Raw genomic sequence first — 15,709 nt, 5'->3', positions numbered from 1 at the left:
ACGGAAAAATTCGTTAAAAAACGATAATCATCCACATACTAACAGCCAGCCCAATCGTTGCTAAATGTTGCCAGAGTAGGGCTTTCAGCGGTTGACGTGCGATGTTTTGCGTTAATACTACGGTTAGCAACACGGATATAATCAGGGTGCTGCCTTGCAGAAAGTCAATTACTGCGGGGTGTGCTATCAATACGGGTAACTGTTCTCCATTTAAACCAAAGGTAGCAAAAGTTACAGGAAGAATTCGCCCACCTTCTCCTAAACCTAAACGCAGATAATGGGCAAAGTTACCTCCTAATACTAATGGTAGGTAACCATAAGCAAGCTCAATAAATTTTTTAGGTTTTCGTCCAGAATTAAACAGTTGCGTGAAGCCGTAAGCTAGTAAGCAAATCGCTGCCGGAATAATCAACACTACCACAGACAATCCTAAATGCTGCCAAAAAATTGTTAAATCTAGGTTTAAACCTAACCAAGCTTGTAATTCTGGCAAGCGATGCAGATATATACCACCCAAGAGCAAAAATAACAGCGCTACTTCATAGTTATGGGCAACATGAGTTGTCCAGAGTTCAATTCCTGGGGGACGTAAGTTAAACTCGACGGAACGATGGGGACAGGCTTTCAGGCAGGTCATGCACAGGACACAATCTTTGTTATCTTCTAATTGTGCAGGATGGGAGTACAAAGGACAGCCGTTGGTTTCCATGCCCTCACCTTTTTGCGGCCCGCCTTTGTAGCATTGGTAAGTCGTACAACTGGCGGAACAAATTCCTTGCTGGGCGCGGAGTTCTGTCATTGAGAGTTTAGCAAATAATCCATTCATGCCGCCGATGGGACAAAGATAGCGGCACCAAAACCTGCGCTCAAACAGGGCGGAAAATATCATTGCCCCAGCGGTGATTAATAGCAGCAAGCAACCCGAAAGGTAAGCTGTATCTTCTAACTTCCAGAGTTCTTCCCATAAGAAAATCAGGGTAAATAGCCCAAATAAAAACCAGCCACCCCATTTCTCAGCTTCTTCTCGTGGCCAGCGCTGGAGTTTTCGCGGAAACAACTTCAGCGATAATTTTTGCGTAATTTCACCGTAAATCATAAACGGGCATACAGAACACCAGATGCGCCCCAGAAAAGGGAAGAGGAAAAGAAAGAACGGCCACCACCAAGCCCAAAACAGATTTAAAGCAAAATTGCGATCGCGTGTTTGAGGGCCAATAAATAATACACCAAGCAAAAAAGCGAAGGCTGCAAAGGTAAAACCATAATTAATGCGATCGGGCCACCAGTCACTACGTAAGAACCTCCGCAAACCAGGATAAGCATTTAATAAATTAACGCGAAATTGCTTTTTCTGGGGTTCGGCTGACCAAAAGATTTCTTCTGTGAGTTCTTTCCCTTCTCCTACTTGGACGATCGCCCGTTCCACTAAATTTTTCAATTCTTTAAGATTACCCGGGAAGTCGTAAGTCTGTAGGCGGCGTAAGGCTTCGGGGGTAATATGCGGTTTGGATAAACCGCGCGCACGGCTGTAGAGACTGATGTAATATTCCACCTGTGCTTTAATATCAGCTTTGCGTACCCGCAGAGGCGGTACTTTCATTACATGACCGATACAGCGCTCAATCTGAGAATCAGCTTTTTCAGAAACAATAAGAATTCTGGCTTGACTGCTACGTGGTTCCGCTTTGGGTTCTCCCGGACGACTAATAGGAGTATATGTATTTGTAGTGAGTAAATTGGCGACTTCCGGTAATAATTCTGTTGGCAATTCTTGGAGATTATTGAGAATTAAACTACCTTCCCCTAACCATTCCAATAATCCTGGTTTTCCGCCAGCGCGTCCGAATAACTCTGCGCCACTGGTTTGCAGAATACCACAATTGATTTTAATAATTGGCTCTCGCCGCTGCGGAGAACTAAAGTGAATTAAAGTCGCAATATTATCTTTTTCTAACCCAGGTTCGCCAAAGATTTCTACAGATTTGCGATCGCTGCTAGCTTCTCGGATTTGCTCCCGCAAACGTATAGCATACCGACTTGTACCCACAATTCCCCGTTGAGCCTTGGTGACTAAATATGGTCGCAAAGCTACAGCACGTTCTTGTTCATAGCTTAAAGCCGATGTTACCTCAGCCAATTCTTGCGCCAATAGCCGGAAAAAAGCTTGATTAATTTCTGGGTATTGAGTGACTAAAGCGCGAAATTTATCCGCAGGTACAACCCATAATTGACATTCTGAGAGGGTAGTAATTGCAAATGGTGTTGATTCATCTAACAGTAATTCTTTGAGGTGAATCACTTCTCCCGGGAGAAATCCCCGAGGTAAGGCTGAGTTAGTTTCACTAGGTTCGCTTTCTAACTGACCACTTTGGACAACATAAAGTGCTTGCGGAGGAGAACCTTCGCTTACTAGAGTAGTGTTAGCTGGCACAACTTGTAACTCCATCACCTGAGCGATCGCTTCTAAAACCGTAGGTGAGAGAATTTCTAAAGCTGTACGTTCTTGTAGCCACACTGTATCTGGAGATGTCATCATCAGTTTCTCCATGCAGGCTGCTTACGGTATAAAAGGAATTATCCCTGATAATGGAATAGCTGCGTGATGAGTTGGTCAGATCTCCCAAATCTCTGGGTTCCCTTGGCAATGTTAGGTTTAATTGTGATCGCGGCGGTGTTTTTTAGCCGTAGCGGTTAATTTTGTAATCTCAGAAGATGAGAGGCTATGGAGAAAATAGAACAGTATCGCCAAAGTATCGAAGAACTGTTAATTTCTCATGCTGATTCTGACTCTAGTGATTTAGATATAGAATCTCAGTTAATTCTTGATACAAAAAACGCTCATTACCAGTTATTAGAACTTGGGTGGGAGGGAATGAAGCGAATTTATAACTGTGTAATGCACTTAGACATCAAGGATGGCAAAATTTGGATTCAGCGCAACATGATAGATGTTGATATTGCCCAAGAATTATTAGAGATAGGTATAAAAAAAGAAGATATTGTGTTGGGATTACATCCACCTTATAAGCGTCCCTATACAGGATATGGTGTGGCTTAGGAAGTGCGATCGCGTAATTTAATCTACGCAGTTTATCTTATATTATTGGTAACAAAACCCTATTGTATATGAGGACAAATACAAAATAGAAGCTCTTAACTAGTGCTGTAAAGCACTAGCAACAAGTAGCATAAACGCTCCCTACCTCGGGCTATAAGATATAATTTGAACTCAGGAAACTAGATAGCAACTGTAACGTCAAAGAAACTATCTGAATACTCATTCGCTATCAGGATGCACTTAACCCTCTTTTGTCACTCTAGGCAGAGGAAAAGTAGAAATCAGGGTGAATCAGGGATATAAAAATTGAACTGGTGAGGCTATAAATAATAGATTGAAGTTTAAAAAAACCCAAAGCTAATTGAGGAATAGGAAAAACCGTTAACCAGGGATATATCAGATTAAATAAAGTAAAAGGTTGAATAATCAAACGAAGATTGTTAAGAATGTTCTTCCAGCCATTTCCATTATCCCACCAAGGATGTGAAACAAATTTTGACTCTCGTTGTGATGGAGACTGAAACAGTTGCTCCGAATGCAGACTAACCATTAAATAAGCACTGCAAATAATTTCCCACCATCGCTCAATATCTGGGTAGTGAGTCAGGCGAAAATCTGACCAACCTAATTCATTCTTACTTTGTTTTAACCCGTACTCGACCCAAGTTCTTAAACCGTAAAAATTTCCAACTTCTCTTGGCGTAATGTCTGGATATTTACTCATCACATACCAAGTAGTGTTATCAGGCAAATTTTCTGGATCTGTAGTAATTTGCCAATATCTAAGTTCTCCACGTTTTCCCGGAATAATTTCTCTAATAAATCGATTTTCCCGACTCAAGTCAGAGAATACCCTTTGAAACTTCTGCCACTTTAAATATTGAATATGTTGTCGTGGAAGTATTTCTACATAATGATTTGACCGAATCGCTACTATATAGTTCAAGTTTAGTTCATCTAATACAGATATGAAATTCTTACCACTCTCTCCATATAAGCTATCTGCAAGTACTAAGTTGAATTTAAAACCCATTGATTGTAGCTTTTTTATCAGTATTGCTGCTATTTCTGGTTTAGTGCGGTACTTATCTCCTGCCTGTAATCTTTCCCTGGGTTTATACACTTCAAACAGTAATGGAAATGTCATCCCACAGAAAACACCATATACTGTCACTGCCACAATTCCATTATCTGTTTTTCCCAAATTTCCTATATACTGCCGTTTCACATAATCTGTCTTGCTCCCTTTCTTTTTATCCCCTGTCTCATCAATAATTAAAATGATTGGTCTACCTTTTAGCACTTGTAAAATTAACTCTAACCTTAAGGTTCTTAACTTTTCTATATCCCAAGGTGATGTAGTTAGAAAATGATGCAACCCTTGCTGGTTATCTAATCCTACGATTTTTGCTATTTCTGGCAATGTTTTACGTTTTAGATCAGAAATGCAGCCTACATGGAGATATTTAAAAGCCTCGAAACTCCTAACATCTGGAAACAGACTTTTATACCACTGGCAATATTCGTCCACAAATTTGACTGTTGGTGCGGCTGGACGGGGCTGTACCATGCTCTGTGTCTTGGTTCTAGCATTTTTACCTTATTATACTACTGCCAGAGTGACAAAACAGGGTTAATATTTAGTAACCTCAGCGTCACCGCTACTAGCAAAGTAGTACGCAAATTTAAATAATTCCCGAAAAATTATCACTATTAAGTGCTTATTCCGGAGAATTGGGATGAGTAGCTAGTTTAACTATGCAATTCTCAAGGTAATAAAAGCATGACAAATATTCCTAAACAATCCCATGTGAGCAACGTTACCAGTCATATACCGCAAGGCGTGATTTTAACTTTAGCGCTAACCAGTCTCCTATCCTACGGAATTGGACTTAGCAGTAATAATACTGCTACTGCGGCTCCGCGCACAGCACAGATACAATTATCCCAAAATGTCCAAAATACTGGAAACAGACTACCCAAAGTTGTGGCTCAAGCTGTACTTAATGATGTATCAAAGCGTTCTGGAGTAGCGATCGCTAATTTAAAAATAACTCAAGCTACAGCCAAAACCTTTGCTAATCCTTGTATTTTCCAGTTTGGGGAAGTTTGCACAAGGGAATATCGGCCAATTCAGGGTTGGGAAGTAATTGTGCAAGTTAATGAGCAATCTTGGACTTATCACGCCAATAGAAATGGCTCACAAATTCTCTTAGATCCCAAAATTAATGTATCGGGAAATGTTACTTTACCAAGAGCGATCGCTAATAAAGTTTTAGCAGATGCGGCTAAACGTTCTGGAGTAGCAGTTACAAATTTACAAATTACCCAAGCGACAGCCAAAACTTTTGGTAACGAATGTCATTTTAATTTTGGCGAAGTTTGTGCAGAGATTTACAAACCTGTTGAAGGCTGGGAAGTAATAGTTAAGGTAAAAGAGCAATCTTGGACTTACCATGTGAATAAATCCGGTTCACAAATTGTTTTAGATCCCAAAATTAAGACATCGCCAAATGCTAGTTTACCAAGAGCGATCGCCAATAGAGTTTTGGCAGATGCGGCTAAACGTTCCGGGGTAGCAGTTGCAAATTTACAAATAACTCAAGCGACAGCCAAAACTTTTGGTAATCCTTGCGAATTTAACTTTGGTGACATCTGTACTAGAGAATTTAATCCTGTTGAAGGCTGGGAAGTAATAGTTAAGGTAAAAGAGCAAGCTTGGACTTACCATGTCAATAAATCTGGTTCGCAAATCGTTTTAGATCCAAAAATTAAGGTATAGGCAAATGTTGCTTTATATTCTAGAGAGCACAGTTATGCTTGCCCTCTAGAATATATTGATATGCCGCAAAGATTATTTGAATTGGTATAAGCTGCAAAATTCTTGTGTAGCCAATTTGCAATAGCAACAGGCGATCGCAGATGTAAATTTCTCAAATGGACATACTCTGGTTGAGTAAATAGCTGGGGGTATTCCCTGCGCTTTTTATAGTAAGTCTTTAGCGCCCACAAAATTAGGAATCGTGGCTAAAAGTAGTTTGTCATGTTTCGCAGTTGCCATTGCAGACTTCTTGTTGTATCACTACCCGCGACATTGTGCGCCGCAATATTCGACTCATCACCCTGACCAAAAATAATCTAACCACATAATTGATGGATGATCAGTACAGTAGCGCAGTTTTTTGGGATGCGATCGCCCTTGCACCATAGTATAAAAATTATCCCTTATGTGTTATCTAACATTGATTTGTCACCTTTCTCACTGCAATATTCATTCACTATTGAGAAAAACTATTATTTGTATTGAAGAACACAATAGTTATGATCAGGAGCAAACTCAACTATTAATTATGCTATTAGTCTTGATTTATCTAGGATTGATGAGTCTGTAAATTGCAGCGAAATCCATAAAAGTTATCAAATACTTGCATTTATTCTTGACTTCAGTTACATTCAAAGTAGGTATAAAATCAAAGCCCAATGAAAATTTCAGTAGATGAAACGAGTAAAAGGGATGGCAATTTCTTTAAAAACTGAATATAACTGCAAAATTAACAATATTTGCTGGAAAATAGTTCCCTACCTCCAAAAATCAGCAACTTATTTATTCACAGTTAATTTTGCTTTTTTTAACCTTACACAATGTCAGTAAAGGTGATAAAACAAAATACCTAATTTTTAGTTATAAAATTCTATTTTTTTCTAGCTTAATTGAGAATCTTTATCAATATGTTTTTAAAGCCCAATAGAGATAAATACTTAAAAGACCATGAATCAATCCAGACAATTTCTCTATCTGATGGCGGATTACATCCAGCAGTAGGAGTATATAAGCGAAATGCGATTCAATCTATTAGATGGTGGCGAAAACAGCTAAGTTCCTTAGTAAAACAGTACAAATGTAAATTTATACCTACAGATGTAGAGACACGGACTACAAATGATTATATATATCATTTAATTAAAAAAAATTTAAATAACTCCCGTAATTTTAGCCAGATTTATGACTGTGTTATCAGTTACTTGAATCGCTTAAGTAGGCTAAAGCTACAATACTTTGACTGTGGCTCTTTCATCAAGAGTACACAAGGCTGTCATCAGCAATTGAGAATTTTTCAACTGTCAAATGGCAAAGGATACAAAAATAACTTTGTCGGTACGGAAGAAATTTTTCTCAGCTTTTCTACCCCTATTGTGGAGAATTTATTAACCGGAAATAGGTTTAGTAGAAATGAATGTTATAAAGTGGCTACCTGGTTTTATCCAGTTAATTCAGTTAATTGTAGGCTATGGTAGCCAGGCTCACAATTTTATTTTGTCCTCACATTGTCCATAAAATATCAGCATGAGATCAGGTAGATGAATACTTTTTTCTGTTCAGACAATTCTAAACAAATAGGAGAAGATTTAATTGGTAGCGCTACCAATTCCGAAACTTATATTTTAGTTGAATGTCCACCACCTTGGACTTCAGAAGCTTTTAATTCTAAATGGGTACCTAGTAATTTAAAGGCTTTGGTAGATGATGTAAAACGTGCTAAATTACCAATTCGCTTTCTATTAATTGCAAATGATTTATCGCATAAAGTCGAACAAACAACTCTGTTAATTTACCAAAAACAAAAGGGCTTAAGTCAAGGATACCGTAAGCATGAATTTCAGCTAGCGAATATTGAGCAAGTAGCAACGCTACTAAAGAAATTCTTATGGGGTAATGTTTCTGATTATGAAAGAGAAACTAAAGTTACTAGAGATATTTTAGTATGTACTCACGGCAGCCATGATAAATGCTGTGCAAGATATGGTAATCCTTTTTATTTCTACGCTGAAGAAACTATTGCTCATTCAGGCTTAGAAAATGTGCGGATTTGGAAATCAAGTCATTTTGGTGGACATCGATTTGCGCCGACAATGATTGATTTACCAGAAGGACGCTATTATGGTAATTTAGACCAAGATACTTTTAAATCAATTTTGACTCGAACCGGAGATATTCAGTTATTTAATCAAGTTTATCGCGGCTGGGGAATTTTGCCAGCATCCTTGCAAATTTTAGAAAAGGAATTAATTCTGCGTCATGGATGGGATTGGTTCAATTACGCAGTAACAGGTAAAATTCTGGAACAAAGTTTAGATAATCAGACTTTATTAGCTGAACTGAGTTTTGAAGATAATTCAGGTTCGCTATATACTTACAAAGCTAAGTTAGTGAAGGATGAAAAGAGAACTGTGGAAGTGAAGAGTTCTTGTAATGCTAAAGAATCCTCAGTAGTTCTTAAGTATTCTATAGCTGCACTTTGCCTAGATTCTAGAAAAGTTGTGAGTTTAAGCGCTTAAAAAATCAGTATTCTTTCAATTAGCAAAGGAGTGAACATCTACCAAGAATCGGATTGAGGATTGAGACATTTCACATCATCAATTTGTAGCAAAATTTTTTAAATCCATAATTAATTGCAAATGTAGGGTGTGTTGTCGCGCAGTGCAACGCACCAATGTAAAATCAAAAATGAGGTACGAAATTTGATTGAATAAACCGCAGATAAACGCAGATAAACGCCGATGAAATTGAATTTTATGTAAATACAGTTCAGTTAAGAAAATTAATTGATCACAAAACCAAAAAACTAGTTACTCAACAAAAAAACAGAACAATAATTTTGGAGGGGGTTTGGGGGACGCAACCGTCACCCAATCGGGGGTTTGGGGGAGAATCCCCCCAATTCTTCTGGCTTTTTTAATAAGTGACAAATCAATCACTAATGAGCTTAAACCAACCGTATTGAATTTTAAGTTCTTCAAAGAGCTATTAAAAATTAAGGTGCGCTGCGCGACAACACACCCTACGAAATCTTAAATTTATTTTGAGTTTGTTTACGTTCCTAACATTTGTAAGTTATGCAAGGTGGCGTACATTCCGCCTTTTCGCAGTAATTCTTCATGGCTTCCTTGCTCAATCAGTTCACCGCGCTTTAACACAAAAATGCGGTTGACATTGCGAATTGTCGATAGGCGGTGAGCAATAATAATTGCAGTCCGCCCTATCAAAAGCTGATTTAAGGCTTCTTGTACTAAAGCTTCTGTTCCTACATCTAAGCTAGCTGTAGCTTCATCTAATACTAATACTTGGGGATTGCGAATTGCCGCACGAGCAAAAGCTAAAAGTTGTTTTTGTCCGCTAGAAATATTTGTACCCCGTTCTCTGAGTTGGGTATCATAGCCTTGAGGTAATTGTTGAATAAACTGATCGATATTAGTTCGGTGTGCAGCTTGTTGGATTTGATCAAAGCTGTAATTATCTCCCAGGGTGATATTACTTTTCACATCCCCAGCAAATAAAAACCCTTCTTGTAAAATCACCGCCAGATAACGCCGCAATTCTGCTTGTGGTAAGTCACGAATATCGATTCCATCTACAAGAATGCGTCCTTGAGTGGGTTCGTAAAGACGACATAGCAGCCGAATGATGGAACTTTTACCTGCACCAGTAGGCCCAACTAATGCTATTTTTTCCCCAGGATGAATAGTGAAATCTAAATCTTTGATTACATAATCATTGTCTTTATAGGCAAACCATACATGTTCAAAGCGGATTTCTCCTAACTCTGCTTGGGGTTTTGCTACTTCTGATTCGAGATTAGCAACTACCTCATCTATATAGCCGAATTTGGCATCATAAATTGAAACTCGCGAATTATAGCGATCGCGGATTTCGATTGGTTCATCTAAAATGTTAATAACTCGCTCAATCGCCGTAAAACCTGCTTGAATGACAGTAAATTTTTCGGCAAAATTCCGCAAAGGCTCAAATAATTGTTGAGCATACAAAACAAATGCCGATAAAACCCCAAAAGTCATGCTTTTTCCTAGTAGCAACCAAGCACCTACTACTAGCACAGCTGCAACCGCCACTAAGCCAATCCATTCTAAAATGGCGGAAACTGCCGAATCATAAAAAATGGTTCTATCTATTTGCTGTTTATAACGTTGATTAGTAGTGCGAAATAATTCAGCATTGAATTTTTCGCGACGGAACAGCTGCACTACATTAATCCCAACTATATTTTCTTGCAGTTGGGAATTCAGCATCGAAAGTTCTTCTCGTGCTTTGTAATTTGATTGGCGATACTGTTGTTGAAAGTAGATGATGATCAAGCTCACTGGTAACAGCATCACCAGCAATAAACAAGCCAATTCCCATTGCAGAGAAAACATCAAGCTGATAACTACCAGCATAGAAAATAAATCAGAGACAATTCCTACTGCTCCCGTAGAGAACACATCCCCTAAAGCTTCCACATCGCTGGTGAGTCTGGTAATTAATTTACCAATCGGTGTGCGGTCAAAAAAGCGTACAGATAAAGATGTCACATGATGAAATAAATCATCACGAATTTCTGCTGTAATTTGTTGCCCTAACTTTTGTACGAAATAACCCTGAAAACCTGTAAGTGAGAGCCTGATAACAATTGCAACCAGCAACAACCCTTCCAGGATATTTAACCCTTGCAGCAACGGACGATTTTTGAGAAACTCATAAACGCTGGGTTCCTGGCGAATCAAGGAAATCGCCTGTCCAATCAATAATGGTTGTACAGCATTAGCTAAGGCGATAGGTACGAGCAATAACATTGACAGCGCTAGCAATCGACTGCTACGACGAGCATAAGGTACTAAGCGCAAAAATAACCGCCAGTCATTTTCACGCCGACGGTGTTGTCTGTAGGATTTTTTAAGGGGTAAGTAGGTGCTCATAGTAAGAGCATTATAGTTAACTACCTACGCATTACGCTATGTCTGGGGGGGGATTGGGGATTGGGGACTGGGGATTGGGGATGAGGGGGAAAGGGGAAAGGAGAAAGGGGAAAGGGGAAAAAAGGGAAATTATTATTACCCATTACCCATTACCCATTACCTATTACCCATTACTCATTACCAATCACCACTTCAAAATCTCACTTTGTATAAATCAAACAATTCCCCAGATTTGCGGGTGACGATTTTAGCGCCAGCGGCTTTAATTGTTTTTTCCCAGTCTGCTATCGACTCGAGAAATACTTCTGCACCTAAATAAGTTTCTAACACTGCCCAATCTTCTGCTAAAGGCTGTTCGGGATTGAGGATGTCAAATACAAATTGTCCGCCAGGTTTGAGGACTCGTTTGACTTCTGACAATACAGCAGTCCAATAATCTAAAGGAAAATAGCAGCTGAATCCTGTTGCGATCGCCATATCAAAAACAGCTTGAGAATACTTTAATTGATGAGCTGGGCCTAACTCTACACCTTTAAATAACTTTGAGTTTAATTGCGAACCCCGGGAATTGAGGGTATCTCGTGCTATGACACTAACTTCTTGCCCATAAAAGTATGCTTGCCAATCTCGCCAAGGATAAATGAGAAAGCTGACACCGCAACCAATGTCTAAACAATGCTGATTCTTTTGCGGTTGCCCGATTTCCCAAAAATGAGAAGCGATTTTCCCTGGTAATGTACCACTAATCCAGTCCCTATATATGGGCATCGCTTCAACTTCTGCAGGTAATTCAAAAGGTTGATTCTCGTACTGGCGATTGAAACGATATGTAACTTGTGTTACCATCTGCTGCCATTTATCTGAAGAAGTTTGTAAGCTAAAAAAATCGCTTTGAGAAGGCTTTTTAGACATTATGCCTGTACTGCTCCTTAAGAAATTCGTCAAATTCTCAGTATAGTTATGGTAAAAAAGCTATATTGCAGTTTTGGTTTCTTTTACTATGGGTATTGATCAAGTCTGGTGATGAGTTCACTAAAAAATTCCCATAGCATGACACCGTTAAGCGCGTAGCCAATTTACAAGCTTAACAAATTCAAGGAAATTCGGTAGACGCAGACAAACTATGGAATTCAAGCGATTTAACTATCAGCCTTTATCACCTGACGAACTCGAAGATATCAACCACCTAAAAATTATTGTTGAGCGTGCTGTGGCAGATGGCAAGCTCTCGAAGCAGGAAATGGATTGTATTAAAATCGCAATGCGGAGAAATATTCAAATTACATTTGAGAAGCTAGTTATTTGTAGAGAACATATCTGGGACAAAATTCAAACAGGAGAATTGGAACATAGCTGGTGGTAATTGGTAATTGGTAATTGGTAATTGGTAATTGGTAATTGGTAATTGGTAATTGGTCATTAATAATTCGATGCGGTAGGATAATCGCCATTTAAATGCAATACTACTCAGTTAAGCATTTTGAACTCCAAATTGGTTTTGGGGAAAAGGTTAAAGGTTAAAGGTTTTTATTTCCCTTTTCCCATTCCCCTTTTTCCCCTTAACCAACAAGTATTTCATTGAATTAGGCTTCTTGGACTGGCAAGAAGCCTGCATCACAGGAAACTGAAGAAATTTAATGTGCTTAGATGTGTTTGAGCTTGAGTAGTTCACTGATGGTAAACAGCAATTACTTTGAAATTATCTTATGTGTGATTCAAGGCAATAAAATTTAGCTGAAAAGATATAAAATATGGTGAGCAAAGAAGATTTTACTTGCTCATCTACCTCATTTTTGCCAATAAATAACTGTTCTTAACCGAACATTATCATCAGGGAAGGAACTCCAAGCCCTAGATATTGCGTCGTTTCATTCGCAATGACACATCTATAAGTATTTTGCCAGCCATCAAATTCCTTTTGCCTTGTAAAACTATGCCTGAAATAGAAACTTTGCGTCTGCGATTAAGACACTTAACGTTGGCTGATTTTGATGACTTGTTTCGTATCTACAGCGATGCGGAAATTATGAAATATCTGGTACCCAGAACAGCAGAGCAAACACAGACTAGTTTATACAGACATATTAAACAATGGGAAGAAAACAACTTTGGTATGTGGGCAGTAATACACAAAGAAACTGGCAAAATAATTGGGCGTTGTGGATTGGGTTATTTGGCAGATACGCCGGAAGTGGAACTAGGCTACGTTTTTGACAAGTCTTTTTGGAACATGGGTATAGCAACAGAAGCATCGCAAGCCACTTTAAAATATGGTTTTTGGGAAGTAAAGTTAGATCGGATAGTTGCGATCGCACATCCAGAAAACATCGCTTCTGTGCGTGTAATTGAAAAGCTAGGGATGAATTATCAAAAGCATACCAGCTACTACGGTCATGATGTAGTTTACTACACCCTCCCCCGCGACCAATGGCAACCGGATGACTCTCTGTATATTTTGCGGTGAAAAGGGCATTGGGCATAGAGCATAGGGCATTGGGCATTGGGCATAGGGCATAGGGCATTGGGCATTGGTAATAATTTCCCTTTTTTCCTTTTCCCCTTTCCCCTTTTCCCCTCATCCCCAGTCCCCAGTCCCCAGTCCCCAATCCCCAATTACGCAATCACCCTCTGCAATGTCAGCAACAACTCATTAATGGTGTATGGTTTGGGTAAGAAGGTTGTCACGCCACTGTTGGCGACTGCTTCTAGTTTATTGCTAGACATCAAGCCACTGGTGGCGATAATTTTGACTTTGGGGTTGATTTTTTTCAAGGTGCGGATGGCAGTTAAACCGTCGAGGGAAGGTAGCATCAAATCCATGAGTACGACACTGATTTGATCCATGTGTTTGGCGTAAACTGCGATCGCTTCTATGCCATCACTAGCGACAATGGTTTTATAGTTATGAGTTTCGAGAGATGTTTTGGTAATTTCCTGAATAGCAGGTTCATCTTCAACAATCATAATCGTTTCACCATTTGCGGTGGCAACTTTGGCATTGTCTGCTTTCAGTGTTTCTACACCCTCAACTGCTGGTAAATATACTTCAAAGCTTGTACCTACACCTTTTTCACTATGCACGTTAATAAAACCACCGTGGCTTTTAATAATTCCCAAAACAGTAGACAAACCCAAGCCTGTACCTTGTCCTACTTCTTTAGTGGTAAAGAATGGCTCGAAGATTCTATCTAAATGTTCTTCTGGAATTCCTACGCCTGTATCAGTAACAGTAATTACTATATAGGGGCCAACTTTGGCTTCCAGGTTCATGCGCGCATAGTTTTCATCAATATACAAATTTTTGGCGCAGATAGATAAACTACCGCCATTGGGCATCGCATCGCGTGCATTAACGCAGAGATTCATTAACACCTGATGAATTTGTGTTCCATCTCCAGAAACTACCCACAAGTCTTTTGACAAATCAGTTGAGACTTGAATTGATTTGGGAAATGTTTCTTTCAGGACTTTGGAAACTTCCACAATCAAATGTCTAATTTGCAGATTAATGCGCTTACCTTCTACACCCCGTGCAAATGACAACACTTGCTTAACTAAATCTGCGCCGCGTTTGGCGTTGACTTCCAAAATTTCTAATAGGTGACGAGTTCTTTCATCTACATCGGGAAATTTCATGGGTAGGAGTTGCGCTCCTGCCAAAATTGGTGTGAGGATGTTGTTTAGGTCATGGGCAATGCCGCTAGCTAAGGTGCCTATGCTTTCTAGCCGTTGGGCACGAAATAATTGCGCTTCTAAGCGTTTCTTTTCGGTAATATCTGTATCAACGGTGAGAATGGATTTTGGTTTACCTTGGTCATCACATACCAAACTCCAACGGCTAGCAACTAAAATTTCTTTGCCAGTTTTGGTAAGTTTCGCTAACTCACCTTGCCATTTACCTTTATTGATGACTTCCAAAAGTGCCGCTTCCATATCTGACGACGGTTCATCGTTATCTAACAGTTCGCTGGCATTTTTGCCTTTAGCTTCTGCCGCAGCCCAGCCATACAGGATTTCTGCACCTGTGTTCCAAAAGAGAATTTTGTTTTCTAAATCTCTAACTAAAATCCCATCTGTAGAAATATCTAATAATGCTGCTTGTTCACGAATAGTAGCATCAGCGTGCTTACGTTCTTCTAAAGCTGCTTGACGTTCGCTAATATCTATGCAGGCACAAGTAATACCTATAATTTGTTGTGCTTCATTTCTTAATGGTTCTACCGTCAAGTCATAATATCGGATGCCTTGGGCCGTTGTAATTGATACCTCATCTCTAGTACCCACTCCCGTCACCAATACACCCAACTTCATCGCCGTTAAATGGTGGGCGCTTTCTAGGGGAATTAATTCTGAGTCACGTTTCCCCAACATTTCTTCGGCTGTAAACCCAAAAGCGGGATTATAAACCCAGGTATAACGTAATTCTAGGTCTTGGTTAAACACAAAAATGGGTGAGTTTTTCAGCGCGACTCGAAAGCGCTCTTCACTTTGTCTCAAAGCATCTTCTATTCTTTGACGCTCAATAGCATAACGCATGGAGCGTACCAGCAAATCACCTGTAACTTGCCCTTTAACTAAATAATCCTGCGCGCCTTGTTGCATCGCTTTCAGTGCTAAAGTTTCATCGGCAATTCCTGTAAGGACAATAATTGGAGTTGATTTTGCTTGATTGTGCGCTTTAATAAAGGTTTCTAAGCCCTGGCTATCTGGTAGGGAGAGATCCAAAAGCATCACGTCAAAGCTGTCGCGAGCTAAATGGTTTAATGCCTCATCAAGTTGCTCAACCGGCATCAATTCCACTACAGTTGCGGTGACATCCTGTAAAAATTCTTGCAATAAGAGGACATCACCGGGGTTATCTTCAACTAACAGGACTTTAATCGTTTCACCTGTCATTAG

At 39.4% G+C, this 15,709-nt stretch carries 11 protein-coding genes; 6 read left to right on the top strand and 5 right to left on the bottom strand.

What is annotated here, in order from left to right:
- Nucleotides 1-13: 13 nt before the first annotated feature.
- A complete protein-coding gene (locus tag HG267_RS14245; protein ID WP_045872573.1) occupies nt 14-2,533 on the bottom strand; it encodes a cyclic nucleotide-binding domain-containing protein in 2,520 nt (839 codons plus the stop codon).
- A gap of 189 nt (nt 2,534-2,722) precedes the next feature.
- On the opposite strand from HG267_RS14245, the gene HG267_RS14240 reads away from it, so the two are divergent.
- Nucleotides 2,723-3,058: a XisI protein gene (locus tag HG267_RS14240; RefSeq protein WP_045872572.1), complete on the top strand. Its 336-nt coding sequence runs from the start codon at nt 2,723-2,725 to the stop codon at nt 3,056-3,058.
- A gap of 259 nt (nt 3,059-3,317) precedes the next feature.
- Here HG267_RS14240 and HG267_RS14235 read toward each other — a convergent pair whose 3' ends face one another.
- Complete coding sequence (locus tag HG267_RS14235) at nt 3,318-4,628, bottom strand: IS701 family transposase (protein WP_096621593.1); 1,311 nt, start codon at nt 4,626-4,628, stop codon at nt 3,318-3,320.
- A gap of 213 nt (nt 4,629-4,841) precedes the next feature.
- Here HG267_RS14235 and HG267_RS14230 point away from each other — a divergent pair, with 213 nt between their 5' ends.
- The 3 genes from HG267_RS14230 (at nt 4,842) to HG267_RS14220 (ending at nt 8,395) form a co-directional block, all read left to right on the top strand.
- Nucleotides 4,842-5,840, top strand: coding sequence for a hypothetical protein (locus tag HG267_RS14230; protein WP_045872571.1), 999 nt, complete (start codon nt 4,842-4,844; stop codon nt 5,838-5,840).
- 947 nt (nt 5,841-6,787) lie between these two features.
- Complete coding sequence (locus HG267_RS14225) at nt 6,788-7,354, top strand: hypothetical protein (RefSeq protein WP_045872570.1); 567 nt, start codon at nt 6,788-6,790, stop codon at nt 7,352-7,354.
- Between the two features lie 63 nt (nt 7,355-7,417).
- On the top strand, nt 7,418-8,395 hold the full coding sequence (locus tag HG267_RS14220) for a sucrase ferredoxin (RefSeq protein ID WP_045872569.1): 978 nt from the start codon (nt 7,418-7,420) through the stop codon (nt 8,393-8,395).
- Between the two features lie 534 nt (nt 8,396-8,929).
- Here HG267_RS14220 and HG267_RS14215 read toward each other — a convergent pair.
- On the bottom strand, nt 8,930-10,810 hold the full coding sequence (locus HG267_RS14215) for an ABC transporter ATP-binding protein (protein ID WP_045872568.1): 1,881 nt from the start codon (nt 10,808-10,810) through the stop codon (nt 8,930-8,932).
- 192 nt (nt 10,811-11,002) lie between these two features.
- Nucleotides 11,003-11,722: a class I SAM-dependent methyltransferase gene (locus HG267_RS14210; protein WP_045872567.1), complete on the bottom strand. Its 720-nt coding sequence runs from the start codon at nt 11,720-11,722 to the stop codon at nt 11,003-11,005.
- A 211-nt stretch (nt 11,723-11,933) separates the two neighbouring features.
- On the opposite strand from HG267_RS14210, the gene HG267_RS14205 reads away from it, so the two are divergent.
- Nucleotides 11,934-12,173, top strand: coding sequence for a hypothetical protein (locus tag HG267_RS14205; RefSeq protein ID WP_045872566.1), 240 nt, complete (start codon nt 11,934-11,936; stop codon nt 12,171-12,173).
- A 570-nt stretch (nt 12,174-12,743) separates the two neighbouring features.
- A complete protein-coding gene (locus tag HG267_RS14200; protein WP_045872565.1) occupies nt 12,744-13,274 on the top strand; it encodes a GNAT family N-acetyltransferase in 531 nt (176 codons plus the stop codon).
- 149 nt (nt 13,275-13,423) lie between these two features.
- Here the strand turns inward: HG267_RS14200 and HG267_RS14195 are convergent, their stop codons facing one another.
- Entirely contained in the window at nt 13,424-15,706 is a 2,283-nt protein-coding gene (locus HG267_RS14195) for a response regulator (RefSeq protein ID WP_045872725.1), read from the bottom strand.
- Nucleotides 15,707-15,709: the final 3 nt, after the last annotated feature.

This window comes from Tolypothrix sp. PCC 7601 (assembly GCF_025677855.1).
In the GTDB taxonomy this organism is placed as follows: Bacteria; Cyanobacteriota; Cyanobacteriia; order Cyanobacteriales; family Nostocaceae; genus Aulosira; species Aulosira diplosiphon.
Note: the sequence above shows the minus strand (reverse complement) of the source record. Positions and strands in the feature narration are given on the sequence as shown.

Excerpts from the sequence above, each read along its gene's own strand:
- HG267_RS14245 (WP_045872573.1), bottom strand. The coding sequence starts at position 2,533 with ATGACATCTCCAGATACAGTGTGGCTACAAGAACGTACAGCTTTAGAA.
- HG267_RS14240 (WP_045872572.1), top strand. The coding sequence starts at position 2,723 with ATGGAGAAAATAGAACAGTATCGCCAAAGTATCGAAGAACTGTTAATT.
- HG267_RS14235 (WP_096621593.1), bottom strand. The coding sequence starts at position 4,628 with ATGGTACAGCCCCGTCCAGCCGCACCAACAGTCAAATTTGTGGACGAA.
- HG267_RS14230 (WP_045872571.1), top strand. The coding sequence starts at position 4,842 with ATGACAAATATTCCTAAACAATCCCATGTGAGCAACGTTACCAGTCAT.
- HG267_RS14225 (WP_045872570.1), top strand. The coding sequence starts at position 6,788 with ATGTTTTTAAAGCCCAATAGAGATAAATACTTAAAAGACCATGAATCA.
- HG267_RS14220 (WP_045872569.1), top strand. The coding sequence starts at position 7,418 with ATGAATACTTTTTTCTGTTCAGACAATTCTAAACAAATAGGAGAAGAT.
- HG267_RS14215 (WP_045872568.1), bottom strand. The coding sequence starts at position 10,810 with ATGAGCACCTACTTACCCCTTAAAAAATCCTACAGACAACACCGTCGG.
- HG267_RS14210 (WP_045872567.1), bottom strand. The coding sequence starts at position 11,722 with ATGTCTAAAAAGCCTTCTCAAAGCGATTTTTTTAGCTTACAAACTTCT.
- HG267_RS14205 (WP_045872566.1), top strand. The coding sequence starts at position 11,934 with ATGGAATTCAAGCGATTTAACTATCAGCCTTTATCACCTGACGAACTC.
- HG267_RS14200 (WP_045872565.1), top strand. The coding sequence starts at position 12,744 with ATGCCTGAAATAGAAACTTTGCGTCTGCGATTAAGACACTTAACGTTG.
- HG267_RS14195 (WP_045872725.1), bottom strand. The coding sequence starts at position 15,706 with ATGACAGGTGAAACGATTAAAGTCCTGTTAGTTGAAGATAACCCCGGT.